Genomic DNA, 24541 nt, shown 5'->3' with positions numbered 1-24541 from the left:
CCACCCGCGGCGACACCGGGCCACCGGTGGCGGCCGGGGCCGGTCGGTCCGGCCAGCGCCCCGGAGAGCGCTGATGGCCGACGAACTCTCCGGGTTCACCATCGGGGTGACCGCGGACCGGCGTCGCGACGAACTCACCGCGATGCTGGAACGACGCGGCGCCCGGGTGGTGCTCGCCCCGGCCCTGCGGATCGTGCCGCTGGCCGACGACACCGAACTGCGCGCCGCGACCCGAGCCTGCCTGGACAACCCACCGGACATCCTGATGGCCAACACCGGCATCGGGATGCGCGGCTGGCTGGAGGCGGCCGAGGGCTGGGGGCTCGCCGAACCGCTGCGCTCGGTGCTCTCACACGCCTACATCGTCAGCCGGGGGCCGAAGGCGCGCGGCGCGATCCGGGCCGCCGGCCTGCACGACGAGTGGTCACCCGCCTCGGAGAGCTGCGACGAGGTGATCGAACACCTCCGGCAACGCGGGGTACGCGGCCAGCTCATCGCCATGCAGCTGCACGGCGAGCGGCAGCCGGAGTGCACCGCCGCCCTGGAGGACGCCGGCGCCACGGTGATCGAGGTGCCGGTCTACCGGTGGGCGCCGCCGACCGACCCGGCACCGCTGCACCGGCTGATCGACCTGATCGCCGGACGGCTGGTCGACGCGGTCACCTTCACCTCCGCGCCGGCGGTCACCGCGCTGCTCCGGGCCGCCGGGCCGAGCAGCGACGCGGTGCTGGACGCGCTGCGCACCGACGTACTGGCCGCCTGCGTCGGGCCGGTCACCGCGGCCCCGCTGCGCCGGCACGGCGTACCGGTGGTCGCGCCGACCCGGGCCCGGCTCGGCGCCCTGGTCCGCACCATCGTGGACGAACTGCCGCCCCGGGCGGTCAGCGTCAAGGTCGCCGGACACCTGCTGACCCTGCGCGGGCACGCGGCGATCCTGGACGGTGAACTGCGCCCGCTGGCCCCCGCGCCGATGGCGGTGCTGCGGGCGCTGGCCAGTACCCCCGGCCGGGTGATGTCCCGGGCCGCCCTGCTGCGCACCCTGCCCCGGGGCGCCGACGAACACGCCGTGGAGATGGCGGTGGCCCGGCTGCGGGCCGGACTCCGTACGCCCGGTCTGGTGCAGACCGTGGTCAAACGCGGCTACCGGCTGCCGGTCGACTGAGCCGGGTAGCCGCTGCGGTGGCACGGCCGGCCGGGGCCGCCCGACCGCGCGACCTCACGCCGGTCGTACGCCCTTGACGGGCCGTCGCCCGGTTGGCAGTGTGGTGCCCAGTGCATCGACAGATCTCTGTCCGTTGCCTCCACGGTCCTGTGCCACGTCCCGACCGGCCTCTCCCCGCCGAGGAGAACCATGATCACGCGTCTGCGCGCGCTGGCGGCCGCCGTACTGGCCACCGCCCTGGTCGCCACCGTCGGCTGCTCCGACTCCGGACCGGAGCCCGGCGGCGGGAGCGACGGACCCGACCGGGTGACGTACCTGACCGGGTTCGGCACCGGCGGCCATGACGCGTTCGCCTGGGTGGCGAAGGAGAAGGGCTTCTACCGGGACGCCGGACTCGACGTCGAGATCCAACTGGGTGCGCCGGCCACCAACGCCCAGGGGCTCATCTCCGGCCAGGCCCAGTTCACCTACAGCGACGTGACCCAGCTGATGATCCAGGCCGGCGCCCGCCGGATCACCGACCTGCGGATCATCGCCGCCGTGCACCAGAGCACCCTGGTCGCCATCCTCGCCCCCGAGGGCTCGGGCGTCCGCACGCCGAAGGACCTGGCGGGGAAAAAGGTCGGGGTGGCGGCCGGTTCGATCACCAGCACGCTGCTGCCGGCGTACGGCCGGCTCGCCGGCTTCGACGCCAACACGCTGGAGTTCGCCGAGGCGACCCCGCAGAACCTGGTGGGCCTGCTCGCCAGCGGCCAGGTCGACGTCCTCAGCACCTTCGTCATCACCCAAAACACCGTCGAGACGGTGACCGGGAAGAAGATGGTCGTCCTGCCGGTCGCCGACCACCTGCCGGACCTGCTCGGCACCGGGCTCACCACCACCGCCGACTACGCCCGGCAGAACCCGGACCTCGTCCGGCGGTTCCGGGAGGCGTCGATGGCGGGTCTGCGGTACACGATCGAGCACCCGGACGAGGCCGCGAAGATCATGAAGGCCAACAACCCGGCCGTCAACGAGCAGGGGGCCGCCGCCGAGATCCGGCTGATGACCCCGTACGTCACCGCGGCGCCGGGTGGCGTGGTCGGCGCCATCGACCCGCAGCGGGCCGCCCGGGCCGTCACCGTCCTGCAGCAGGCCGGACTGGTTCCGCCCACCCTCACCCCGGAGCAGGTCATCGACTTCTCCCTCGTACCGAAGGCCTGACCCCCCGCGTGCGGACCCGGCCGGGGCAGCCGCGGTGACCGACCGGCCGGCGCTCTCCCCCGGCGCCCGGATCGGACTCCCGATCGTCGGCGTGCTGACCACGATCGGCCTCTGGTGGCTCACCACGATCCTTCTCGACATCGAGCCCCTCTTCCTGCCGGCACCGCCGGACGTGCTCGACGCCTTCGCCTCGAACGCCGGCTACCTCGCCGAGGAGACCTGGTCGACGCTCTGGGCGACGCTGACCGGGTTCGGCCTCGCCGCGCTCGGCGGCCTGCTCGCCGGCATGCTGCTGACCAGCTCACGAGTGCTGGAACAGGCGACCCTGCCGATGATCGTGGCGTTCAACGCGGTCCCCAAGGTCTCCCTCATCCCGCTGCTCGTCCTCTGGATGGGGTACGGCGCGAAGCCGCGGATCACCCTGGTCGTGCTGGTCGCGTTCTTCCCGGTCATGGTCTCGACCATGGCCGGGCTGACCTCGACCCCGACCGAACTGATCGAACTGACCCGGTCCCTGGACGCGTCACGGCTGCGGACCTATCGGACGGTGCGCCTGCCGTGGGCGCTGCCCCAGGTCTTCGTCGGGTTGAAGGTGGCGATGACCCTGGCCCTGATCGGGGCGGTGGTGGCCGAGATCCAGAGTCCGAACGCCGGCCTTGGCGCGATCATCCTGACCACCCAGCAGTCCGCGGACACCCCGCTGGCGTTCGCCGCGATCGGTCTGCTGGCGATCCTCGGGGTCAGCCTCTTCTACCTGGTGGTCGCCGCCGAACGGCTGGCCGTGCCGTGGGCCCGTCAGGTCACCGCGTGACCGGGCCGGTGCGCGCCGTTCAGACCGGGCCCCGGCGCACGCCGCTCAGACCAGGCCGGCGCCGCCGTTGAGGTTGAGGTTGACCGCGTTGGCGGCCGGGTTCTCCAGCAGGAAGACGGCGGCGTGGGTGACGTCCGCCATCGTGGTGAGCCGTCCGGTCGCGGTCCGGGCCCGGTACGTCTCGTGCAGCTGCGCCGGCTGCCCCGCCCAGAACGGGCTGTCGGCGACGATGCTCGGGTGCAGGGCGTTGACCCGCACCGGGGCAAGTTCGGCGGCCAGCACGTTCACCAGGCCGACCACTCCGGCGTTGACCGTGGAGACGGTCGCCGAGCCGGGGAAGGGACGGTCCTTCGAGCCGCCACCGAAGAGCAGGATCGACCCGTTCCGGACGATCCTGCCGTGCAGCGTGTGCGCCACCTCGGGGTAGCCGACCAGTTTCACCGTGACCAGGCTGACCGCCCGGTCGACCTGGTAGTCCACGACCCGGTTGACGTCCCGGACGAAGGCCGCGAGGACCAGGTGCCGGACCGGGCCGATCCCGGCCAGCGCGTCGGCGATCGTCGTCGGTTGGGCCAGGTCGACGGCAACGCCGGTGGTCCGGCCGCCGATCTCGGCCGCCACCGCCACGGTCCGGGCCGAATCCCGCCCGGTGACGACCACCTCGTCGCCCCGCGCCGCGTAGTGCTCGGCCAGGTGGCGCCCCAGGCCGGAGGTACCGCCCACGACCACGACAGCGCCGTCGCCCGAGCCACCTGACACCACCATCCGCCGCCCCTCTCGCCGTCACCGACCGGACCATCCGGGTCCCGACGTCCACCCGGCCGTAACGGTCGGGCGCCCGTTTCCCGTCCACCGGGGCACCCGGGTCCTCGACCGTCTCCCGTGGGCGACAGTCGGGCAGGCCTTCTCCGGGGTACGGCGTTGCCGCCGTACCCCGGAGCGGCACGAGGATCAGCCGACCGGGGTCGGACGCCCCCGGCCGTGCTCCGCGCGCAGCGTCGCCATGGCGTGCTGCACCACGTTCACCAGCACGTGCTTGACCGACTCCCGGTGCCGGGCGTCGCACATCACCATCGGCACGTGCGGCGAGATGGCCAGCGCCTCCCGGATCTCCTCCGCCTCGTACTGCGGGGCGCCGTCGAAGCAGTTCAACGCCACCACGTACGGGAGGTTCCGGTTCTCGAAGTAGTCCAGCGGCGCGAACGCGTCGGTGATCCGCCGGGTGTCGACAAGCACCGCCGCACCGACCGCGCCCCGGATGATCTCGTCCCACATGAACCAGAACCGGGTCTGTCCGGGCGTACCGAACAGATAGAGGATCAGGTCCTGGGCCATGGTGATCCGGCCGAAGTCCATGGCGACCGTGGTGGTCTCCTTGCCCGGCACCTTCGAGGGGTCGTCGATGCCGACCCCGGCCGCGGTCATCACCGCCTCGGTGGTCAGCGGGGTAATCTCCGAGACGGCGCCGACCAGCGTCGTCTTACCGACCCCGAACCCGCCGGCGATAACGATCTTGGCGGAGGTGATACCTCCCCCGCCGCCACCGCCGGGGCGTGACCGGGCCTGGTCATAGCCTGCGAAGTCCACTTAGCACCCTCTCAAGCAGTTCCATCCGCTCCTCGTACGCCTCCGACGGCGGAGCGGCACTGTGCAACGTCAGCAGGCTGTCCGCCACCATGTCGGCGACCAGAACCCGGGCGACACCCAACGGCAACCGGGCGTACGCGGCGATCTCCGCCAGCGACTGTGCCCGGCCCTCGCAGATCGTGGCGATGCGGTGCTTGTCGTGCCCGGCGAACCGGGACTCGACAACCGCGGCCGGACTCGCCGAGAGCACCGCCTCCAGAGCGATGTCCTGACGAGGCTCGGTACGACCGCGGGTGACCGCGTACGGGCGGACAAGAGCACCCCGCGGATCGTCACGTCGTCCCTCCATATCGCGGTCACCTCCTCGGATCTGTTACGCGGTCGCACCGGTCATTCCTGTCGAGCCGTACTAGGGACGCGTGACAGCCTCACGCGGCAGCGGCACCAGCGCCGCACCCACCCGCTCGACGAGCAGGGCCATCTCGTATCCCACCTGACCGACGTCACAGCTCCGGGCCGCCAGCACGGCCATCGAGGAGCCGTCGCTGATCGACATCAGGAACAGGTATCCGCTGTCCATCTCGATGACGGTCTGCAGCACACCGCCGGCGCTGAACATCCGCGACGCGCCGTCGGTCAGGCTGACCACCCCGGAGGTGATCGCCGCGAGCTGGTCCGCCCGGTCCGCGGGCAGGTCGCGGGACGAGGCGAGGAGCAGACCGTCCGCCGAGACCGCCACCACGTGGGCGATCCCCGCGACGCTGTCGGCAAAGTTGGTGAGCAGCCAACTCATGTCCTGCATCGCTGCTGGCCTGTTCATCCGCTGGTCTCCTTGGTTGAGGTGATGCCGTTCTGGTCCACCCCGGCCGTCCGGCCGCGCTGGACGCCCCGGTGGTAGGCCGACAGCAGACCGCGTACCTCGTCGGGGGTTCGCCGGGTCCGCTCTCGACCGGACTTGGTCTCGACGCCGCCGGGCACCAACTGTGCCTGCGGTACCCGCTTCGGCAGACCGGAGCGGGTGGTGCCGCCGGTGGAGGGCTCCGCCGCCCGGCTGGCCAGGGCCCAGCCCTCGTCGGCGGCGGTCCGCCAGGCACCGGCCGGCGGGCCGGCCGGCGCTGCCGCCGGAGCCGGGGCCGCCGCCGGAGCTGCCGCCGGGACCGGCGGCGGGCTGTACGGGGCCGGCGGCGGTGCCGACTGGCCCGGGGTACGGGCGGTCAGCGGTGCCCGTCCCGGAGTGGCGGTGCTCGCCGGAGCCGGCGCGGCCGCCGGCTTCTGCTGGTAGCCGCCCGGCGGGACGGTGAAGATCGCGGTCGCGTCCGATCCGTGGGAACGGAACCAGACCGCCTCCATCTCCCGGAAGATCGGCGAATCGCCGGTGTCCTCCAGCCGGGGCGCGACACTGCTCGCCGCGCTGGCCGCCGGCGCCCCCGCGACCGGCATCCCGGCGACCGGACCGGCCGGCAGGTGGGAGGCGGGTGCCGGGGCCGGCGGGTGACCGGCGAGCGAGGTCGGGTTGCCCGGGCTGCGCTGCGGCAGCGAGCCGACCGTCGGGTAGGCCACCGTCGGGGAGCTGAACCCGCCGCTGGCGGCGAGTCCCGGGTGCGGCGGCGGCGGACTCTGCGGCGACGGCACCATCGTCTGGTACGTCGGCATCGGCGCACCGGGGAGCTGGGTCGCGGTCAGCTGCGTCGGCGGCTGCGTCGGCGGCATACCCGCGTTGACCGGCAGCGGCCGGGACGGCTCCGGGGTCGACGGCGTGGTCTGCCACTGCGGCTGGGCCGGTGCCGCGCTGCGCCAGTTGTCGGTCAGGGTCGCGGCGCGGGACGCACCGGCCGGCGCCATCGGCTCCGACCAGCTTCCGCTCGACGCCGCTGACGTCGGGGCGGCCGACGGCCCGGGCTCGACGGCGAGCGGCTGCCGCGGCCGGCCGAGGATCTGCTCCCGACCCCGGGGCTTGGGCAGCACGATCGCGCTGGCCGGCAGTGTGACCTGTGCCACGGTGCCGCCGTCCACGTTGCGTCGCAGGTCGACCCGGATGCCGTGCCGGTGGGCGAGCCGACCGACGACGGCCAGACCCATCAGCCGGAAGGCCGCGACGTCGACCGCCGGCGGCTCCGACAGCCGACGGTTCAGCGCGTCCATCTGCTCCTCGCTGAGCCCGAGGCCCCGATCCTCCACCTGGACCAGCACGTAGTCCCGGATCCGGCGGGCGTCGGCGACGACGGTGGTGTGCGGGGGCGAGAAGCGGGTCGCGTTGTCGAGCAGCTCGGCGACGAGCCGGACCACGTCGTTGACCGCGTGCGCCGCGACCGAGATGTCCGTGTCGACGGTGCCGAACTCGATCCGGTTGTAGAGCTCGACCTCGGACTGCGCGGCCCGGAGCGCGTCGATCAGCAGGGCGTCCTCACGCCGGGGAGCGGTGGAGTCGGCGCCGGCCAGCACGAGCAGGTTCTCGTCGTTGCGGCGCATCCGAGTGGCCAGGTGGTCGAGTTCGAAGAGCTGGGCCAGCCGCTTCGGGTCCTCCTCGCCCCGCTCGATCGCGTCCAGCTCGCCGATCATCCGGTCGACCAGCGTCTGGCTTCGCCGGGCCAGGCTGAGGAACATCGCCGAGACGCTGGTCCGCAGGGCGGCCTGCTCGGCCGCGATCCGGACCGCCTCCTTGTGTACGACGTTGAAGGCGAGCGCGACCTGGCCGACCTCGTCCTTGTTGTTGAGCCGGATCGGGTCCCGGACCTGCCGGACGATCTCCTCGACACCGCCGTCGCCGACGTTGCCGACGTCACGCAGCCGCTTGACCGCCTCGGGCAGGTCGTGGTTTGCCACCGAGAGCGCGCCCTCCCGCAGCCGGCGCAGCGACTGGTTGAGCGAACGGGCGAGGATCACGGCGAGCGCCAGCGCGACGATGAGCGTCAGCAGCACGATGACCGACTCGACGATGGCCTGCTGGACCACTTCGGACCGGGCGGCGTCGGCCTGGTCGAGCAGGTCCGACTCCAGTCGCGTCTCGGCCCAGCGCATCAGGTCGTTGATCGCGCCGATCGCGATCGCCGCGTCGTTCGCGGAGAGCGGGGCGCGCTGGCCGACCGACCGGGTCAGGTCCTGGGTGACCTGGTCGACGAGCAGCGCCGCGTCGCCGGTGACCGCGCCGTTGAAGACCGCGGACTGCCGGGCGTTGGCGGACGCCGCGAAGGTCAGCAGCGCCTCCTGCTGGCTGGTCTGGGTGGCCACGAAGGCCGAGAACTGTTCCTCGTCGAGCTGCCCACCGCTGAGCGCGCTGAAGACGACCGCCTCCTCCTCGGCGACGGCCTTCTTGGCCTGCGCGAGGGCGGAGAGGGTACGCAGGCTGTCACCGACCGCGCTCTCACCGGAGAGCTGACCGAGGGCGTCACCGTACAAGACGAGCGCGTCGACGATGACGCCGTACCGCAGGACGGGCTCGGCGGCCGGCATCTCCCGCCGGTCCAGCACCTCCTGGCGGGTGCCGTTCAGCGTCGCCAGCCGGTCGTCGATGACCTCTAGCTGGGCCTCGACCGAGTCGGGTACGTCGCTGACCTCGGCCCGCCGGCTGTTGTAGGCGGCGATCCGCTCGTCCGTGTTCCGGACCGCGGTGTTGTAGGCGTCGGCGTTCGGCTTCGCGCTGGCCAGCAGCCGGGCCGCCGCCATCCGCTCGTGGTGCACGTCCTGGGTGAGCGCCGACACGTCGGTGGAGAGTTCGGTCAGTGACCGCACGACGGTGGCGTCGTAGGCGCCGCGTCCGATGTCGACGAGCCGGATCGACGCCAGCGCGATGACCGCGGCGACCGGTACGACAAGGATCAGCGCGAGTTTGGACCGGATCCGGGTGTCCCGGAGCCGGGGAAACCACCGCCGACGCGGTGCGGTCCCCTCCCGCGTTTTATTGGCGGGCAGGGTCGTAGGTCCGGTGCTCACGACATCGCCTCCGTCGTTTCTGTACGTGACCCGTCGACCGATGCCTGCAGCAGCGGATCGAGCCGCACGCGGCACGGCCGCGATTTCATCAGAAGAAGGCCGCTTTGTGAAGCGACGGTAGGGTAGCGAACGGACACCATAGCGCGTCCACTACCCTCGGACCGAGCGTATCGACAAACTGGCAAGCCTCTGATCAGGGCATGTATCGCCAGAGTGGTCGTTCGTATCTGTAAAGTTACGCCCCACCCGTACCCCCTCTTATCACTATGTGAGACCCGTCATCCCGAAACCAGCCCGGACTATCCCGCGCTTGACCCGGGAGCCCGGCATTGGCAAGGTTTTGCGGGTTTGAAGGCTTCGCGCGCACCGTACGGCATACCCGTCCTCACATCCATTGTGGAGGACGCTGTCGGCGACGCGGCCCGGCCCCCCACCCGCGCCGCATTCTTGGAGGACTGAGTTGAGGCCCATCCGCTCCGCGATACCCGCGCTACTCGCGTCGGTCATCATGGCGACCTCGCTGGCCGGATGCCAGTTCGGTGACGCCGAACAGGAGACCGGCGAAATCCTGATCGGCGCCGACCTGGAACTGTCCGGTGCGGCCGCACAGGTTGGCAAGGCCTACCAGCGTGCGCTGGAACTCAAGGTCGAACAGGTGAACAAGTCCGGTGTACTCGGTGGCCGGAAGCTCCGGCTGGACGTCCGGGACAACCGTTTCGACCAGAAGGTGTCGGAAAGCAACATCGGCGACTTCACCAGCAACCCGGCGGTCAACGCCATCATCATGGGCAGCTGCAACGAATGTGCCATCAGCGCGGCGAAAACCGTCAACGACAAGCGCGTACCGACCATCGCCCTGGCCCCCGCCAGCGAGGTCGCCGCCCCGGCCGTCGACCGCCGCTACATGTTCAAGCTGGGCCCCAACGCCCAGGACAACGCCGCCGCCCTGGTCTCCGAACTGACGACCCGCAAGGCCGAGCAGGTCGCCCTGCTGCACACCGACGACAAGTACGGACAGGAGGGACTGCGCACCCTCACCACCGAACTCGAGAAGGCCGACATCACCCTCGTCCGGGCCCGGGCCGTCCAGCCCACCGACACCGACGTCAGCCAGGCGGTCCGCGCCCTGCTCACCCCCGACCCCGACACGGTGATCGTCTGGACCCCGGCCGAGCAGGCCACCCTGGCCAGCGCCAGCCTGGCCGAGGCGAAGTTCACCGGCGACGTCTTCTTCGACGGGGTGGCCGCCGGTGACCTCTTCCTGGGCAGCGGTCCCCGCTCGGCGGAGAACACCACGATGGTCTTCACCCAGACCATGGCGATCGACGACGTGATCGCGACCACCCCGGCGAAGGCCGCCCGCAAGCAGTGGTTCCTGGACTACACCGCGCGGTTCGGCGGCTACTACGGCTACTCGTCGTTCGCCGCGGACGCCGTACAGCTGGTCGTGGACGCGATCCTCCGGGCCAGCGACCACGACGGCACGCCGAGTCGGGACACCGTCCGCGGTCTGCTGGAAACCTCGGAGACCGACGGACTCTCCGGCCCGATCCGGATGACCCCGGAGAACCACTCCGGGCTGATGCCGCAGGCACTCACCCTGCTGGTGGCCCGGGGCGGACGCTGGCGACTGGCCGGTTGACCGGTCGACGGGCGGGGTGGACGGTACGCCGTCCACCCCGCCCGTCTCGAGACTCTTCCTGGACCACCGACGCGGGTGGCGGGCCGGCCCACCGGATGCGTAACGTGCCCCGCATGGCCTTCCGGACCTGGGGCAAGGTGCTGCTGACCGCGCTCGGCATCGGGCTTGCCGCCGGTGCCGGCCAGCTCGGCATCGCGTACGGACTCGGTGTTGTCCGCTTCGACCGGGTGTTCGCGGCGACGCTGGCGAACCAGTGGCCGGCCCAGCTGGTCTGGGTCGGCTGGTTCGCCCTGGCCGCCACGGTGGCCGGCACGGTCGTCGCACACCGGCTCACCCAGCGGTACGACCTGCCGGACACGACCGGCACCCGCCTGGTCACCGCTGTCTCGGCGACGGTCGGCGCGCTCGTCGTCGCGCCGCTGTCCATGCGACCGGCCCGGACGGCGGAGGTCGCCGGAGTGGAGCCGGTCTCCGTGGTCGGCACCACGGCGCTGCTCGGCGCGGTCGTCGGGCTGGTCGTCGCGATCGCCACACTGCACTGGCGTACGGTCGCCCGCGATGTCGCCGTGTTTGTCGGATTCGGCTGGCTGCTCGCGCTCGTCTCGGTTCTGCCGTCCCTCGGCCCCACCGATCCGCTGCCCGCGGTACGCCTCGGTGTGCTGGACCCGGGTTGGCTGGACCACGGCACCGCCCAGCGACTCGCGGTGGTACTCCTGCCGGCGGCGGCACTGGTCGTCGGGGCGCTGCTCGGCGCACTGGCCCGTCGGGACGGGCACCCGGTGCCGGTGGTGGCCACCGCCGGTCTGGCCGGCCCGGCGACGTTCACCACCGTGTACCTGATCGCCGGTGCCGGTGATTCGACCGACGGCTACCAGGCGGCGCCGTACTGGGGGGCGCTGATCGCCGTCGCGGCCGGTGCCATCGGCGCCGGACTCGCCGCCGTGCTCCGCTGGCCCGCCGGTGTGGCGGAGACGGCGGACGGGGCGGATCCGGCGACCCCGAACCTCGACACCCCCGACGAGCCGACAGTGCCGATCGCCCGGGTCGACGGACCGACCACCAGGATCGGCGCGGTTGACCCGCCGACGGTGACGATCGCCCCGGTTGGCGGAGCGGACGCCGGGGACGACGAACCGACGGCGCCACCCGCGACAGCGACGGCGCCCGCCGGTCCGGAGCCGACGTCCGCAGCAACGCCGACACCGGTCGATCCGGAGCGGGCCGTCGTTCTGCAGGCGTCCGACCAGGGGGTCGATAAGGCACCGACGGACCGGGGTGGGCCGGGCGACGACCAGGACCGGGCCGGATCGCCCGGCCGGGTCCGGCGCGGTCTGTTCCGCCGCAACCGGTCCGGCCAGCCGGCCGGGTCCGAGCAGCCGGCCGGGTCCGAGCAGCCGTCGGCGTCCGGCCAGCCGTCGGCATCCGAGCAGCCGTCGGCATCCGGGCAGCCGGCCGGGTCCGACCAGCCGGCCCCATCCGACCAGCCCAACGGGTCCGACCTGCCGTCCGCGTCCGACCAGCCATCGGCGCCCGAGCCGACCGGGGAGCGGGCGTCCGGGCCCGGCGTACCCGGCCAGCGGCAGCCGCGCCGACGCGGGCGGTCGGACGAACCGGTGCCGGCCCGCGACGAGGAGTACGTCGACTGGGTCAGCGGCCTGAGCCAGCCCGACCCGACCGAACGGCTGGACGGGGGCGACGGCGGGCGGCGGACGTTACGCCAGCCCGGCCGTCACCACGCCGACTGACCGGTCAGGCCATCGGGAGATAGACCCGTCCGCCCGACTCCAGGAATTCGGAGGACTTCTCCTTCATACCCTGGGCGGCGTACTCCTTCAACTCCTGGGTGATCTTCATCGAGCAGAACTTGGGGCCGCACATCGAACAGAAGTGTGCGGTCTTGGCGGGCGCCGCCGGCAGGGTCGCGTCGTGGTACGACCGCGCCGTCTCCGGATCCAGCGAGAGGTTGAACTGGTCCTCCCAGCGGAACTCGAACCGGGCCTTGGAGAGCGCGTCGTCCCAGGCCTGGGCCCCCGGGTGCCCCTTCGCCAGGTCGGCCGCGTGCGCCGCGATCTTGTACGCGATCACGCCCGCCTTCACGTCGTCCCGGTCCGGCAGCCCCAGGTGCTCCTTCGGGGTGACGTAACAGAGCATCGCGGTGCCGTACATGCCGATCATCGCGGCGCCGATCGCCGAGGTGATGTGGTCGTACGCCGGGGCGATGTCCGTGGTCAGCGGCCCGAGGGTGTAGAACGGCGCCTCGTGGCAGACCTCCTGCTGCAGGTCGACGTTCTCCTTGATCTTGTGCATCGGCACGTGGCCGGGCCCCTCGATCATCACCTGTACGTCGTGCTCCCACGCCACCGTGGTCAGCTCGCCGAGGGTACGCAGTTCCGCGAACTGCGCCTCGTCGTTCGCGTCCGCGATCGAGCCGGGACGCAGCCCGTCACCGAGCGAGAACGTGACGTCGTACCGGGCGAGGATCTCGCAGAGCTCGGCGAAGTGGGTGTAGAGGAAGTTCTCCCGGTGGTGGGCCAGACACCAGGCGGCCATGATGGAGCCGCCTCGGGAGACGATGCCGGTGACCCGGTTGACCGCCAGCGGCACGTACGCCAGCCGTACCCCGGCGTGCACGGTCATGTAGTCGACGCCCTGCTCCGCCTGCTCGATGACGGTGTCCCGGAACACCTCCCAGGAGAGCTTGACCGGGTCACCGTCGACCTTCTCCAGCGCCTGGTAGATCGGGACCGTCCCGATCGGCACCGGCGAGTTGCGGACGATCGCCTCCCGGGTCTCGTGGATCCGCTTGCCGGTGGAGAGGTCCATCACGGTGTCCGCGCCCCACCGGGTCGCCCAGGTCAGCTTCTCCACCTCCTCGGCGACCGAGGAGGTGACCGCGGAGGTGCCGATGTTGGCGTTCACCTTCACCAGGAACGCCTTGCCGATGATCGCCGGCTCGCACTCCGGGTGGTTGACGTTGAGCGGCAGCACCGCCCGACCGGCGGCGATCTCGTCCCGGACGAACTCGGCCGGCATCTGCTCCCGGATCGCCACGAACTCCATCTCCGGGGTGACGATCCCGGCCCGGGCGTACGCGAGCTGGGTGGGACGGGCGTCGTCCCGGCCGGCGAGCGGGCTGCCGGCGCCCCGGACCGGGGCGACGTCGCCGCGTTCCGCGATCCACGTGCCGCGCAACGGCGGCAGTCCCACGGCGGGGTCCGATCCCGGGCCCGACGTGTCGTACAACCGGACCGGGGGTTCGTCCCCGGTCAGGTCCACCTCGGCGAACGGGACCCGGATGTCCGGCCGGCTTCCCTCGACGTACACCTTGCGACGAGCCTTCACGCGCCCCACCTCTCTCCTGACGGACCTGTCCGGTCCACCGTCGGCTCCCCACCGGACCATCCGTGGTGGTCCAGCGGTCCGTGGCCGCCGCCGAGCTCCCAGTTCCGAGAGCCGCGCAGCGCACGGTTGACGTACTCCTTGGCGAAGGCCACCGCCGCCGGCACCTCGGCACCGAGGGCGAGCCGGGCGGCGATCGCGGCCGAGAAGGAACAGCCGGTGCCGTGGGTGTTCCGGGTCGGCACCCACGGTCCACGCAGCAGCCGTACCCCGGCGCCGGTCCAGAGCGCGTCGACCGCGCTCTCCGGGACGGCGTCCGCGCCGGTCGCCTCCGCGTCCCCGCCGGTCACCACCACGTACCGGGTGCCCCGGTCGGCGAGCTGCCGGGCCGCCTCCGCCATCTCGTCCGGGGTCCGGACCGGCCAGCCGAGCAGCGCCGAGGCCTCCGCCCGGTTCGGCGTCGCGACCAGGGCGTACGGCAGCAGCCGGGCGACCGCCTCCGCCGCGCCGAGCCGGTGTCCACTGGTCGAGACGAGCACCGGGTCGACGACCAGGTTCGGCAGCAGGCCGGCGCGGGCCGCCTCCGCCACCGCCTCGGCAACCGCCGCGCCGCCGAGCATGCCGGTCTTCACCGCCAGCGGCGGCAGGTCCTCGACGACGGCGGTCAGCTGCTCGGTCACCATCTCGGCGGAGACCGGGGAAACGGCGCGGACCGCCCGGGTGTTCTGCGCGGTGATCGCGGTCAGCACCGAGGTGCCGTAGACCCCGAGCGCCGCGAAGACCTTTAGGTCGGCCTGGATGCCGGCGCCCGCGCCGGAGTCCGAGCCGGCCACGGTCAGCGCCACCGGCGGGGTCACCGGATGCCTCCGCCGACGCCCGCCGGTGCCGGCGGGGCGTCCGGGGTCTGGTCCGCCACCCCGGCCCCGGCCGCCGCGCACAGGGCGTCGACCACGTCCGCCGGGTCGTCGGCGCGCATCACCGCGCCCATCACCGCCACCCCGACCGCCCCGGCGGCCAGGCAGTCGGCGACCTGTCCGGGGGTGCCGACACCGCCGAGGGCGAGCGCCGGCACCGGGGTACGGGCGACCAGCCGGGCCAGTCCGGCCGGGGTCAGCGGCGGACCGTGGCCGGGCTTGGACGGGGTGGGGAAAACCGGCGACAGCGTGACGTAGTCCTCGGCGGAGAGACGCCGCAGCTCGGTCTCGTCGTGGCACGAGCGGCCGACCAGGCGCACCTCCGACGGCGGGTACGGCCCGGCGGCGGTCAGGTGCACCGCGTCGCCGCCGAGCGGGTCCGGGCCGGCGACCAGCAGTGTGCCGCCGACCGGGGCGAGCACCGCCCGCAACCGGTCAGCCAGGGTGCGCCGCTCGGTGTACGGCAGGTCCCGCTCGCGCAGCAGCACCCAGCGGGCACCGCCGTCGACCGCGTCCCGGATCACCTCGGGCAGTGGCCGGCGCGCCTGGCGGCGGTCGGTCACCACCACGACTCCACTCGGGACGCTGGTGCCGGTCACAGGTCGGGCCGCCCGTCGTCCGGGGTGGAGGCCAGGGCGTGGAACCGGCGCGGAATCCGACCGGCTCCGGCCGCCAGCCGGCCGGCCTCGACGGCGTGCCGCATCGCGGTGGCCATCCGTACCGGGTCGGCGGCCCGGGTCACCGCGCTGGCCAGCAGCACCCCGTCGCAGCCGAGTTCCATCGCCAGCGCGGCGTCGGAGGCGGTGCCGATGCCGGCGTCCAGGATCACCGGTACGTCGACGGCCTGCCGGAGCAGCCGGATCTGGTGCGGGTTGCCGATGCCGAGGCCGGAGCCGATCGGCGCGCCGGCCGGCATCACCGCGGCGCAGCCGAGGTCGGCGAGCCGCCGGGCCAGCACCGGGTCGTCGGTGGTGTACGGCAGCACGGTGAAGCCGTCGGCGACCAGCTGTTCGGCGGCGGCGACCAGTTCGACCGCGTCCGGCAGCAGGGTGCGCTCGTCGCCGATCACCTCGAGTTTGACCCAGGTGGTGTCGAACGCCTCCCGGGCCAGGTGCGCCGTGGTCACCGCCTCGGCGGCGGTACGACAGCCGGCGGTGTTCGGCAGCAGCCGTACCCCGCACCGGCCGAGTACGTCGAGCAGCCCGCCGCCCATCGTCGCGCCGCTGTCGATCCGGCGCAGTGCGACGGTGACCAGTTGGCTGCCGCTGGCCCGGATCGCCTGCTCCAGCGCGTACGGGCTGCTGGCCCCGCCGGTGCCGAGGATGAGCCGGGACCGGAACGTCTCGCCGCCGAGCCGGAACTCGTCGGTGGCGGTCTCTCCAGGTGTGGCCAGGGTCGTCATCCCGGTCACCCGCCCTGGGCCGCGGTCAGCACCTCGACCCGGTCCCCGTCCCGCAGGGTCCACGTCGGCCAGCCGGTACGCGGCACCACCTCGCCGTTGACCGCCACCGCCACGCCCTGGCTCTGCGGGGTGAGTTCGGTGACCAGGTCGGCCAGGGTCTTCTCGCCGGGCAGCCGGTGCCCGACTCCGTTGACGGTCAGTTCCATGTTTCCTCCCGGCTCTGGGACTACTCGGTATCGGGTCGCCCACCAGGGCCGACCCGGTCAGGGCCGATGCCGGCACGTCCGGACCGGCCGGGGTTCGGCGGGCCGAACCGGTCCGGGGCGAACGGGGCGAGCAGTGGATCGGGCACCCCGGTCACCAGCAGGTCGGCGACCAGGTCGGCGGTGAGCGGGGTGAGGACGATGCCGTGCCGGTAGTGGCCGCCGGCCACCAGCACCTCCGGCCGGCCGGGCAGCGGCCCGATCAGCGGCGCGTTGTCCGGGGTGCCGGGGCGCAGCCCGGCCCGCGCCTCCACCAGGTGGTACTCGCCCAGTTCCGGCAGCAGGTCGGTGGCGGCGCGGAGCAGTTCCAGCACGCCGGAGGCGGTGACGTCGAGGTCGCCGCGTTCCTCGACGGTCGCCCCGACCACCACCTCGCCGTCGTGGCGGGGCACCAGGTAGACGTCGCGTCCGTCGACGTACCCGTTGATGACGTGCCGGAAGCCGGGCGCCGCGCCGCCGGGCGCCCGCAGCCGCAGGACCTGGCCCTTCACCGGTCGGACCGGCAGGCCGGTGAGCTGGGCGGTACCGCAGCCGGCGGCGACCACCACCCGGGCCCCGGCCGCGGTCACCTCGTCGAGGCTGCCGACCGGTCGGGGCAGCACCGTCGCCCCGGCGGCGGCGACCGCGACCCGCAGCGCGGCCACCAGCCGGCGGGGATCCACCTGGTGGTCGCCGGGCGCGTAGGCGCCGCCGCGCAACCGGGTCGCCAGCAGCGGCTCGCGGTCCCGCAGTTCGGCCGGCCGCAGCGGGGTGATCGGCAGGCCGAGTTCCCGCTGGTACGCCCAGAGCCGTTCCGCCTCGGCCAGGTCGTCGGCGGTGACCGCGACCGAGAGGGTGCCCTCGGTGCGGTAGCCGAGGTCGAGGCCGGTCCGTTCGGTCAACCGGGCGGCGAAGTCGGGCCAGCCGGCCGCCGAGGCGACCAGCAGCCGGGTCAGCGCCCGCTCGCCGAAGTGCGCCTCGGAGACCGGGGCGAGCATGCCGGCGGCGACGTCGGCGGCACCCGAGCCGGGGTCCGGGTCGTGGACGGTGACCCGCATGCCCCGCTCGGCACACCGCCAGGCGGTGGCCAGCCCGATCGGGCCGGCACCGATCACCACGACGTCGGGAGAGCCGCCGGTCAGCATGTCGCCACTCCGGTGGAGTGCGCGTCGGCGCCTCCCCCGGGTGGCGAATGTCGGTCGGCTCCGGCCGCTGGCCCGGCGGCCGGCTCCGGCGGGACGGCGGCCGGCAGCGTCGGCTCAGTCGGCAGCGGCGCACGCAGGGCGGCGAGCAGTTCGGCGGTGGCCCGGGCCGGGTCGACGGCGACGGAGAGCGCACCGACCACCGCCACCCCGTACGCCCCGGCGGCGCGCAGCGCCGGCACCTGGGCGGCGGTGATGCCACCGATCGCGATCACCGGGACCGGTACCACCGAGGCGACCCGGCGGATCCCGGCCGGTCCGATCGCGTTCGGCAGCCCGTCCTTGGTACGGGTCGGGTAACACGGGCCGACCCCGAGATAGGTGGCCCCGGCGGCGACGGCGGCGAGACCGGTCTGCGGGTCCCGGGCGGTCGCGCCGAGTACGGCCGTCGGACCGAGCACCCGCCGGGCGGCGTCGACCGGCAGGTCCAGGGCGCCGACGTGCCCGCCGTCGGCGCCGACCGCGAGCGCCACGTGCAGTCGGTCGTTGACCAGGCAGGTCGCTCCGGACCGGGCGCACCACGCGGAAATCTCTCGGGCCAGCTCGTACGCGGTCCGGTCGTCGACGCTGTCCTCGACCCTGATCTGCACGACCAGCTCCGGGCCAGCTACGGAGAGTGCCGCCCGAACCGTCGAGAGTGGATCCCGACCGGGCCGGGTGTCGGTGATGAGGTGGAGTCGACCGAGAGACGACATGGCAACGCTCCTCCCTGCGCCGGCATTACCCGGATCAGGTTCGACGGTCGGGGGCTTCAGCCCCCCTCTCAGCCCGGTGCACCGGGCTCCCGTGGGTTACTTGCCGGCGACGATACGCGCTTCGTCACGCTGACGTAAAGCCCCGTGACCCAACGCACATCCACCGCGACCAATCGACAGACCCGGATGCATGGCCGCGACCAGCGTCGATGCCGGGGCGGACCCGACATCCGGAGCGTCGACTTGGACCGTCCTATCCGGTAAGTCGCACGCCGTTACTCAACCGTTACCCGAATTAACCTCGCGGTCGTATTCCGGTACCCCCGGTACCCGCCCTAATTTGTTCAATGACAAGGCAGAATCCGGCCGGTCGGGGCCTCGGCGGGCCACGGTCGGCCCCGCACCCCGAGGCGGACCTTCGGCGAGCCGTACCCGGGATCCCCCGCTGTCCTCATCGGACGAAGGAGATCCTTCGTGGCAGTCCCGCGCCGCGTCCGCGGCACCCCCACCACTGACCGTGCATCCGGCCACCGTCGCAACCCCCTCACCCGCGCCCTGCTCGGCACCGCCGCCGCGGTGGCGCTGACCAGCACCATGCTGGTCGGCAGCCCGGCCTCGGCCGCACCGGCCGGGCAGCCACTCGCCGCACCGGCCCAGGCCCAGGCCCAGGCGGAGCCCTTCTCCGTGCTGGTCTTCTCCAAGACCGCGGGTTTCCGGCACGACTCCATCCCGGCGGGCATCGCCGCCATCCGGCAACTCGGCACGGAGCACGGCTTCACCGTCGACGCGACCGAGGACGCCGGTGCCTTCACCGACGAGAACCTGGCCCGCTACCAGGCGGTCGTCTGGCTCTCCACCACCGGCGACGTACTCGACGCCAACCAGCAGGCGGCGTTCGAGCGGTACATCCGGGCCGGCGGCGGCTACGCCGGCGTGCACGCCGCCTCGGACACCGAGTACGACTGGCCCTGGTACGGCGACCTGGTCGGCGCGTACTTCGCGTCCCACCCGGCGAACCAGCAGGCCACCATCAAGGTCGAGGACCACGCGCACGAGTCCACGAAGTCGTTGCCGGACCAGTGGTCCCGGTACGACGAGTGGTACAACTTCCGAGAGAACCCGCGCGCCGACGTACACGTGCTGGCCTCGCTGGACGAGACCAGCTACTCCCCCGGCGCCGGGGCGATGGGGCAGGACCACCCGTTCGCCTGGTGCCAGGACTACGACGGCGGGCGGGCCTGGTACACGGCGGGTGGGCACACCCAGCAGTCGTACGCCGAACCGGAGTTCCTGGCCCACCTGCTCGGCGGCATCCAGACCGCGGCCGGCGTGGTCGACGCCGACTGCGCCGCCTCGCTGACCAGCAGCTTCGAGAAGGTGACGCTGGACAGCAACACCAGCAACCCGATGGAACTGGACGTGGCGCCGGACGGCCGGGTCTTCTACGTCGAGCGGGACGGTCGGGTCCAGATCGTCAAGCCGGACACCGGCACCACGGTCACCGCCATCGACCTCGACGTCTTCACCGGCAACGAGGACGGCCTGATCGGCATCCGCCTCGACCCGGACTTCGCCACCAACCGGTGGGTGTACCTGTACTACGCACCCAACGACGGCACCCCACACAACTTCCTCTCCCGGTTCACGGTCGTCGGTGACACCCTCGACCCGGCCAGCGAGAAGGTCGTGCTGACCGTCGACACCCAGCGCAACACCTGCTGCCACGCGGGCGGCAGCATGACCTTCGACAGCGCGGGCAACCTCTACCTGGCGACCGGGGACAACACCAACCCGTTCGAGTCGAACGGCTACAGCCCGCTCGACGAGCGGCCCGGCCGGCAGGACTACGACGCCCAACGCACCTCCGGCAACACCAACGACCTGCGCGGCAAGGTGCTCCGGATCCACCCGGAGGACGACGGGACGTACACCGTCCCGGAGGGCAACCTGTTCCCGCCGGGCACGGAGAAGACCCGACCGGAGATCTTCGCGATGGGCTTCCGGAACCCGTTCCGGATCGGCGTCGACCCCGGCACCGACACGCTCTACGTCGCGGACTACGGCCCGGACGCCGGCTCGGCGAACCCGGACCGTGGGCCGGGCAACACCGTCGAGTGGAACATCGTCGGGCAGGCCGGCAACTACGGCTGGCCGTACTGCGTCGGCGCCAACGCCGCCTACCGGGAGTTCACCTTCCCGTCCGGGCCGGCCGGTGCCGCGTACGACTGTGCCGCACCGGTGAACAACTCGCCGAACAACACCGGTCTGACCAACCTGCCGCCGGCGATCCCGGCCACCGTGGACTACGACTACAACGGCAACCCGGAGTTCCCGGAGCTGGGCGGCGGCGGGGCGCCGATGGGTGGACCGGTCTACCGGTACGACCCGGAGAACCCCTCCGACCGCAAGTGGCCGGCGTACTTCGACGGCAAGGCGATGGTCGGCGAGTGGAACCAGAACAAGATGTACACCTTCCAGGTCAGCCAGGACGGCCGGTCGCTTGTGGACATCAACCAGCTGCTCGCCGGGATGACCTTCGTCCGGCCGATGGACTTCGAGTTCGGGCCGGACGGCGCGTTGTACCTGATCGAGTGGGGCAGCGGGTTCGGCGGCAACAACGACAACTCGGGGGTCTACCGGATCGACTACATCGCCGGTGACCGGGCCCCGATCGCGGTCGCCGAGGGTACGCCCACCTCCGGCCCGTCGCCGCTCACCGTGGCCTTCAGCAGCGAGGGCTCCCGAGACCCGGACGGCGGACCGCTCACGTACGCCTGGACGTTCGGGGACGGCGGCAGCTCGACCGAGGCCAACCCGACGCACACGTACGCCGCACCGGGCAACTACAACGCGCAGCTCACCGTCACCAACGACGGCGGCCGGACCGCGGTGGCGAACGTGCCGATCACGGTCGGCAACACCGCCCCGACGGTGACCATCGAGTTTCCGCCGGAGGGTGGCTTCTTCTACTGGGGCGACCAGGTCCGGTACACGGTCACGGTGACCGACCCGGAAGAGGAAACGATCGACTGCGACCGGGTGAAGCTGCAGTACTACCTGGGTCACGACGAGCACGCCCACCCGCTCGACGAGTACACCGGCTGCACGGGCCTGGTGCAGACCTCGCTCGCCGCCGGGCACGGCGAGGACGCCGACATCTTCGCGGTCTTCGAGGCGACGTACACCGACGGCGGCGGCGCCGGCGGCTCCAACGCGCTGACCGGCCGGGCGATCGAGGTGTTGCAGCCGAAGCGGAAGCAGGCGGAGTACTTCGCCGCCACCGGCCGCGCTCCCGGCGGGGTCGGCACCGGTGACCCCGGGGTGCAGAGCCAGGAGACCAGCGACCCGCAGGGCGGTTTCCAGAACATCGCCTTCATCGAGGACGGCGACTACTGGACGTTCGACCCGGCGAACCTGACCGGCATCGACGCGCTCCGGTTCCGGGCCTCCTCGGCCGGCGGCGGCGCGCAGATCGAGGTACGGGCCGGCGCGGCCGACGGTCCGCTGCTGACCACCGCCACCGTGCCGGACACCGGGGGCTGGCAGACCTGGGTCGACGCCACGGCACAACTGGCCACCCCGAGCACGGTGAGCGGACCGCTGTTCTTCGTGGCGAAGAACCCGGTCGGCTCGACCGGCACCGGCGCGATCCTCAACGTCAACTGGGTCGACTTCGTCGGCCGGGGCGTCACCGAGAACGCGCCTCCGGTGGTGTCGGTCAGCGCCGACCCGAGCACCGGCATCGCGCCGGTCCGGGTGGAGTTCGACGGCACCGCCACCGACGCCGAGGGCGACGACCTGACGTACGCCTGGGACTTCGGGGACGGCGGCACGGCGGACACCCTCGACGCGGCGCACACGTACACCGTGGCGGGGAACTTCGTGGCGACCCTGACCGTGACCGACGCCCGGGGCGCGCAGGCCTCCGCGTACGTCCCGGTCCGGGTGCAGGCACCGAACACCTCCTGCCTCGGGGCCCGCTCGGACGACTTCTCCGGCACCGAGCTGGACAAGTCGCGCTGGTCGACGGTGGTCCGGGAGAACCAGCTGTACGCGGTCCGGGACGGCAACCTGGCGCTGCCGACCTCGGTCGGCGACCTGTACGGCAGCCGTAACGACGCCACGAACCTGGTGCTGCAACCGGCGCCGGACGGCAGTTGGCAGGCCACCACCCGGGTCACCCTGGCCGTGGCGGCGAACTACCAGCAGGCCGGTCTGATCGTCTACGGCGACGACGACAACTACGCCAAGCTGGATCTGCTCTACAACGGCAGCCGGCGGATCGAGTTCATCCGGGAAACCGCCGGTACGCCGCGCAACGAGTCGGGCGACTCGGCGGCGGCACCGGCCGGTGACTCGGTCTACCTGCGGTTGACCAGCGACGGGACGAACCTGACCGCGGCGTTCTCGGCCGACGGGCAGACCTTCACCCCGGTCGGGCAGTCGGCCGCGCTGGCCGGCATCACCGAGCCGAAGGTGGGGCTGTTCGCCCTGAACGGCGGCACCGAGGCGCCGGTGGTCGACGCCGAGTTCGACCTGTTCCAGTTCTCGCCGGACGCCCCGGCCGGTCCGGTCACCCCGTCCGACGAGTTCACCGGCGACACGCTCGACCGGTGCCGGTGGGACGGCATCGTCCGGGAGGACCCGGCGGCGTACCGGGTCGCCGACGGCGCGCTGCACGTCGACGTGCCGAACGGTGACATCTACGGCACCGGCAACACCGACCCGACGAACTTCGTGCTGCAGACCGCGCCGGAAGGCGACTGGACCGTGCAGACGAAGGTCGACGGCAGCCTCTTCACCGAGCAGTACCAGCAGGCCGGCCTGATCGTGTACGGCGACGACGACAACTACCTGAAGTTCGACTTCATCGTCGACAACCAGGTGGGTCAGCCGTTGTCCCGGCGAATCGAGTTCCGCAGCGAGGTCGGCGGTACGGTGCAGAACCCGCAGCCGGAGGCGGCCGGCCTGGAGTCCTCGGTCTGGCACCTGCGGGTGGCGAAGGTCGGGGACACGTACACGGCGGCGTACTCGGCCGACGGTACGACCTGGTCGGAGCTGGCTCCGCTGACCAGCACCGCGGTCGGTGACACGCCGAAGGTGGGTCTGTTCAGCCTCGGTGGCGCGCAGACCGAGTCGAAGACCGTCTCGTTCGACTACTTCCGGCTCAGCACGGAGGTGGCCGACGAGGTCGCGCCGGTGACCACCGCCGAGGTGTCGGGGACCCCGACCGCCGGCTGGTACCCCGGTCCGGTCACGGTCACCCTCGCCGCCAGCGACAACAGCGGTGGCAGCGGGGTGGCGGAAACCGAGTACCAGCTCGACGGCGCGACCACCTGGACCGCGTACACCGAGCCGGTGGCGGTCAGCGGTGACGGTGACCACGAGCTGCGGTTCCGCTCGACGGACGAGGCGGGCAACGTCGAGGAGACGAAGTCCGTGGCGGTGCGGATCGACGCCACCGCGCCGGTCAGCAGCGCCTCCTTCGCACCGCCGACCGACGACGGCTGGCACGGCGGCGGCAGTGTCCCGGTGACGCTGACCTCGACCGACGCCGGTTCCGGGGTGGCCCTGCTGGAGTGGTCGCTGGACGGCGGCGCCTGGACGGCGTACACCGAGCCGGTGACCGTGACCGGGGACGGACAGCACGAGCTGCTCTACCGGGCCACCGACGCGGCCGGGAACGTCGAGACGCTCAAGTCCGCGGTGCTGAAGATCGACGGGGTGAAGCCGACCGTCCTGGTCTCCGGGCTGGCCGACGGCCAGCTCTACGGGGACAGCCAGGACGTCCGGGTGAACTGGTCGGCGGTCGACCCGACGTCGGGGATCAAGGCGACGGTCGGCACGCTGGACGGTCGGCCGTACCAGCCGAACACCCTGCAGGCCATGTACGAGCTGCCGCTCGGCCTGCACGAGCTGACCGTGACCGCGACGGACAGGGCGGGCAACAGCACCACCTCGACCGTCCGGTTCTTCGTCACCACCTCGTTCCGGGACATGCAGCAACTGCTGGACCGGTTCAAGGCGACGGGTCGACTGTCGGCGAAGGCGCACAAGCAGTTGTCGGCCAAGCTCGACGCGGTCCGCCAGGCCGAGGCGAACGGCAACGACAACAAGGCGATCAAGCAGCTCGGCCAGTTCAAGGCGCTCGCCGCGGACACCGCGCTGGTGACGGAGGCGGAGATCCGGGACGTGCTGGTCCGGGACGCCGACGCGATGATCGTGCGGCTCGGCGGCGACCCCAGCGCCGCCGGCGTCCGGGCCAACGACGGCAAATCGGTGCAGGGCACCGGTCGGCTGGCCGGTGACCCGACCCGGATCCACCGGGGCGGCCGGCTCTAGGCAACGGTACGGGGGGCGGTCGTTCGGCCGCCCCCCGTACCACCACCGGGGCGGGACCTGGCCGGGTCCC

Annotated in this window: 17 protein-coding genes, 1 pseudogene and 1 riboswitch; of the genes and pseudogenes, 6 read left to right on the top strand and 12 right to left on the bottom strand. The window is 72.5% G+C overall.

Annotated features, from left to right (window positions below):
- Nucleotides 1-73 precede the first annotated feature (73 nt).
- The 3 genes from ABGB05_RS12025 to ABGB05_RS12015 all read left to right on the top strand — a co-directional run bounded on the left by ABGB05_RS12025 (nt 74) and on the right by ABGB05_RS12015 (nt 3176).
- On the top strand, nt 74-1162 hold the full coding sequence (locus tag ABGB05_RS12025; protein ID WP_347653322.1) for a uroporphyrinogen-III synthase: 1089 nt from the start codon (nt 74-76) through the stop codon (nt 1160-1162).
- Nucleotides 1163-1351: 189 nt separating this feature from the next.
- Nucleotides 1352-2365, top strand: a complete 1014-nt coding sequence (locus ABGB05_RS12020; protein ID WP_347653321.1) for an ABC transporter substrate-binding protein — start codon at nt 1352-1354, stop codon at nt 2363-2365.
- Nucleotides 2366-2399: 34 nt separating this feature from the next.
- The gene (locus ABGB05_RS12015) at nt 2400-3176 is read left to right on the top strand and encodes an ABC transporter permease (RefSeq protein ID WP_347653320.1); all 777 of its coding nucleotides are present in this window, start codon (nt 2400-2402) and stop codon (nt 3174-3176) included.
- Nucleotides 3177-3221: 45 nt separating this feature from the next.
- On the opposite strand, the gene ABGB05_RS12010 is transcribed toward ABGB05_RS12015, so the two are convergent.
- The 5 genes from ABGB05_RS12010 to ABGB05_RS11990 all read right to left on the bottom strand — a co-directional run bounded on the left by ABGB05_RS12010 (nt 3222) and on the right by ABGB05_RS11990 (nt 8693).
- Nucleotides 3222-3941, bottom strand: coding sequence for an SDR family oxidoreductase (locus tag ABGB05_RS12010; protein WP_347653319.1), 720 nt, complete (start codon nt 3939-3941; stop codon nt 3222-3224).
- Between the two features lie 186 nt (nt 3942-4127).
- Nucleotides 4128-4703: an ATP/GTP-binding protein gene (locus ABGB05_RS12005; RefSeq protein WP_347653416.1), complete on the bottom strand. Its 576-nt coding sequence runs from the start codon at nt 4701-4703 to the stop codon at nt 4128-4130.
- A 40-nt stretch (nt 4704-4743) separates the two neighbouring features.
- Nucleotides 4744-5112, bottom strand: coding sequence for a DUF742 domain-containing protein (locus ABGB05_RS12000; protein WP_347653318.1), 369 nt, complete (start codon nt 5110-5112; stop codon nt 4744-4746).
- Between the two features lie 60 nt (nt 5113-5172).
- Complete coding sequence (locus ABGB05_RS11995) at nt 5173-5583, bottom strand: roadblock/LC7 domain-containing protein (RefSeq protein ID WP_347653317.1); 411 nt, start codon at nt 5581-5583, stop codon at nt 5173-5175.
- Nucleotides 5580-8693, bottom strand: a complete 3114-nt coding sequence (locus tag ABGB05_RS11990) for a nitrate- and nitrite sensing domain-containing protein (protein WP_347653316.1) — start codon at nt 8691-8693, stop codon at nt 5580-5582. The genes ABGB05_RS11995 and ABGB05_RS11990 overlap by 4 nt, the downstream gene beginning before the upstream one ends.
- Before the next feature lie 460 nt (nt 8694-9153).
- On the opposite strand from ABGB05_RS11990, the gene ABGB05_RS11985 reads away from it, so the two are divergent.
- Nucleotides 9154-10335, top strand: a complete 1182-nt coding sequence (locus ABGB05_RS11985) for an ABC transporter substrate-binding protein (protein ID WP_347653315.1) — start codon at nt 9154-9156, stop codon at nt 10333-10335.
- Nucleotides 10336-10448: 113 nt separating this feature from the next.
- The gene (locus ABGB05_RS11980) at nt 10449-12080 is read left to right on the top strand and encodes a hypothetical protein (RefSeq protein ID WP_347653314.1); all 1632 of its coding nucleotides are present in this window, start codon (nt 10449-10451) and stop codon (nt 12078-12080) included.
- 4 nt (nt 12081-12084) lie between these two features.
- On the opposite strand, the gene thiC is transcribed toward ABGB05_RS11980, so the two are convergent.
- The 7 genes and pseudogenes from thiC to thiE all read right to left on the bottom strand — a co-directional run.
- The gene (gene thiC / locus ABGB05_RS11975; RefSeq protein WP_347653313.1) at nt 12085-13677 is read right to left on the bottom strand and encodes a phosphomethylpyrimidine synthase ThiC; all 1593 of its coding nucleotides are present in this window, start codon (nt 13675-13677) and stop codon (nt 12085-12087) included.
- Nucleotides 13674-14531, bottom strand: a complete 858-nt coding sequence (gene thiD / locus ABGB05_RS11970; protein ID WP_347653312.1) for a bifunctional hydroxymethylpyrimidine kinase/phosphomethylpyrimidine kinase — start codon at nt 14529-14531, stop codon at nt 13674-13676. The genes thiC and thiD overlap by 4 nt, the downstream gene beginning before the upstream one ends.
- Nucleotides 14528-15187, bottom strand: a complete 660-nt coding sequence (locus tag ABGB05_RS11965; protein WP_347653311.1) for a thiamine phosphate synthase — start codon at nt 15185-15187, stop codon at nt 14528-14530. Before ABGB05_RS11965 ends, thiD begins: the two co-directional genes overlap by 4 nt.
- The gene (locus ABGB05_RS11960) at nt 15184-15990 is read right to left on the bottom strand and encodes a thiazole synthase (RefSeq protein ID WP_347653310.1); all 807 of its coding nucleotides are present in this window, start codon (nt 15988-15990) and stop codon (nt 15184-15186) included. Before ABGB05_RS11960 ends, ABGB05_RS11965 begins: the two co-directional genes overlap by 4 nt.
- Nucleotides 15991-15995: 5 nt before the next feature.
- Nucleotides 15996-16196, bottom strand: coding sequence for a sulfur carrier protein ThiS (gene thiS, locus ABGB05_RS11955; protein WP_347653309.1), 201 nt, complete (start codon nt 16194-16196; stop codon nt 15996-15998).
- A gap of 20 nt (nt 16197-16216) precedes the next feature.
- Nucleotides 16217-17377 (bottom strand): glycine oxidase ThiO, encoded by a 1161-nt coding sequence (gene thiO, locus ABGB05_RS11950; protein WP_347653308.1) that lies wholly within the window; start codon nt 17375-17377, stop codon nt 16217-16219.
- Nucleotides 17378-17511: 134 nt separating this feature from the next.
- Nucleotides 17512-18129: pseudogene (gene thiE, locus ABGB05_RS11945) on the bottom strand (thiamine phosphate synthase); the annotation flags it as partial.
- A riboswitch (TPP riboswitch) is annotated at nt 18124-18232 on the bottom strand. (Overlaps the previous pseudogene by 6 nt.)
- A gap of 491 nt (nt 18233-18723) precedes the next feature.
- Here thiE and ABGB05_RS11940 point away from each other — a divergent pair.
- On the top strand, nt 18724-24471 hold the full coding sequence (locus tag ABGB05_RS11940) for a ThuA domain-containing protein (RefSeq protein WP_347653415.1): 5748 nt from the start codon (nt 18724-18726) through the stop codon (nt 24469-24471).
- Nucleotides 24472-24541 lie beyond the last annotated feature (70 nt).

This window comes from Plantactinospora sp. B5E13 (assembly GCF_039871775.1).
Lineage (GTDB): Bacteria > Actinomycetota > Actinomycetes > Mycobacteriales > Micromonosporaceae > Plantactinospora.
This window is presented reverse-complemented; position numbering and strand designations above follow the sequence as displayed.

Excerpts from the sequence above, each read along its gene's own strand:
- ABGB05_RS11995 (WP_347653317.1), bottom strand. The coding sequence starts at position 5,583 with ATGAACAGGCCAGCAGCGATGCAGGACATGAGTTGGCTGCTCACCAAC.
- ABGB05_RS12000 (WP_347653318.1), bottom strand. The coding sequence starts at position 5,112 with ATGGAGGGACGACGTGACGATCCGCGGGGTGCTCTTGTCCGCCCGTAC.
- ABGB05_RS12025 (WP_347653322.1), top strand. The coding sequence starts at position 74 with ATGGCCGACGAACTCTCCGGGTTCACCATCGGGGTGACCGCGGACCGG.
- ABGB05_RS11980 (WP_347653314.1), top strand. The coding sequence starts at position 10,449 with ATGGCCTTCCGGACCTGGGGCAAGGTGCTGCTGACCGCGCTCGGCATC.
- thiO (WP_347653308.1), bottom strand. The coding sequence starts at position 17,377 with ATGCTGACCGGCGGCTCTCCCGACGTCGTGGTGATCGGTGCCGGCCCG.
- ABGB05_RS11960 (WP_347653310.1), bottom strand. The coding sequence starts at position 15,990 with ATGACGACCCTGGCCACACCTGGAGAGACCGCCACCGACGAGTTCCGG.
- ABGB05_RS12010 (WP_347653319.1), bottom strand. The coding sequence starts at position 3,941 with ATGGTGGTGTCAGGTGGCTCGGGCGACGGCGCTGTCGTGGTCGTGGGC.
- ABGB05_RS12020 (WP_347653321.1), top strand. The coding sequence starts at position 1,352 with ATGATCACGCGTCTGCGCGCGCTGGCGGCCGCCGTACTGGCCACCGCC.
- ABGB05_RS11940 (WP_347653415.1), top strand. The coding sequence starts at position 18,724 with ATGCTGGTCGGCAGCCCGGCCTCGGCCGCACCGGCCGGGCAGCCACTC.
- thiS (WP_347653309.1), bottom strand. The coding sequence starts at position 16,196 with ATGGAACTGACCGTCAACGGAGTCGGGCACCGGCTGCCCGGCGAGAAG.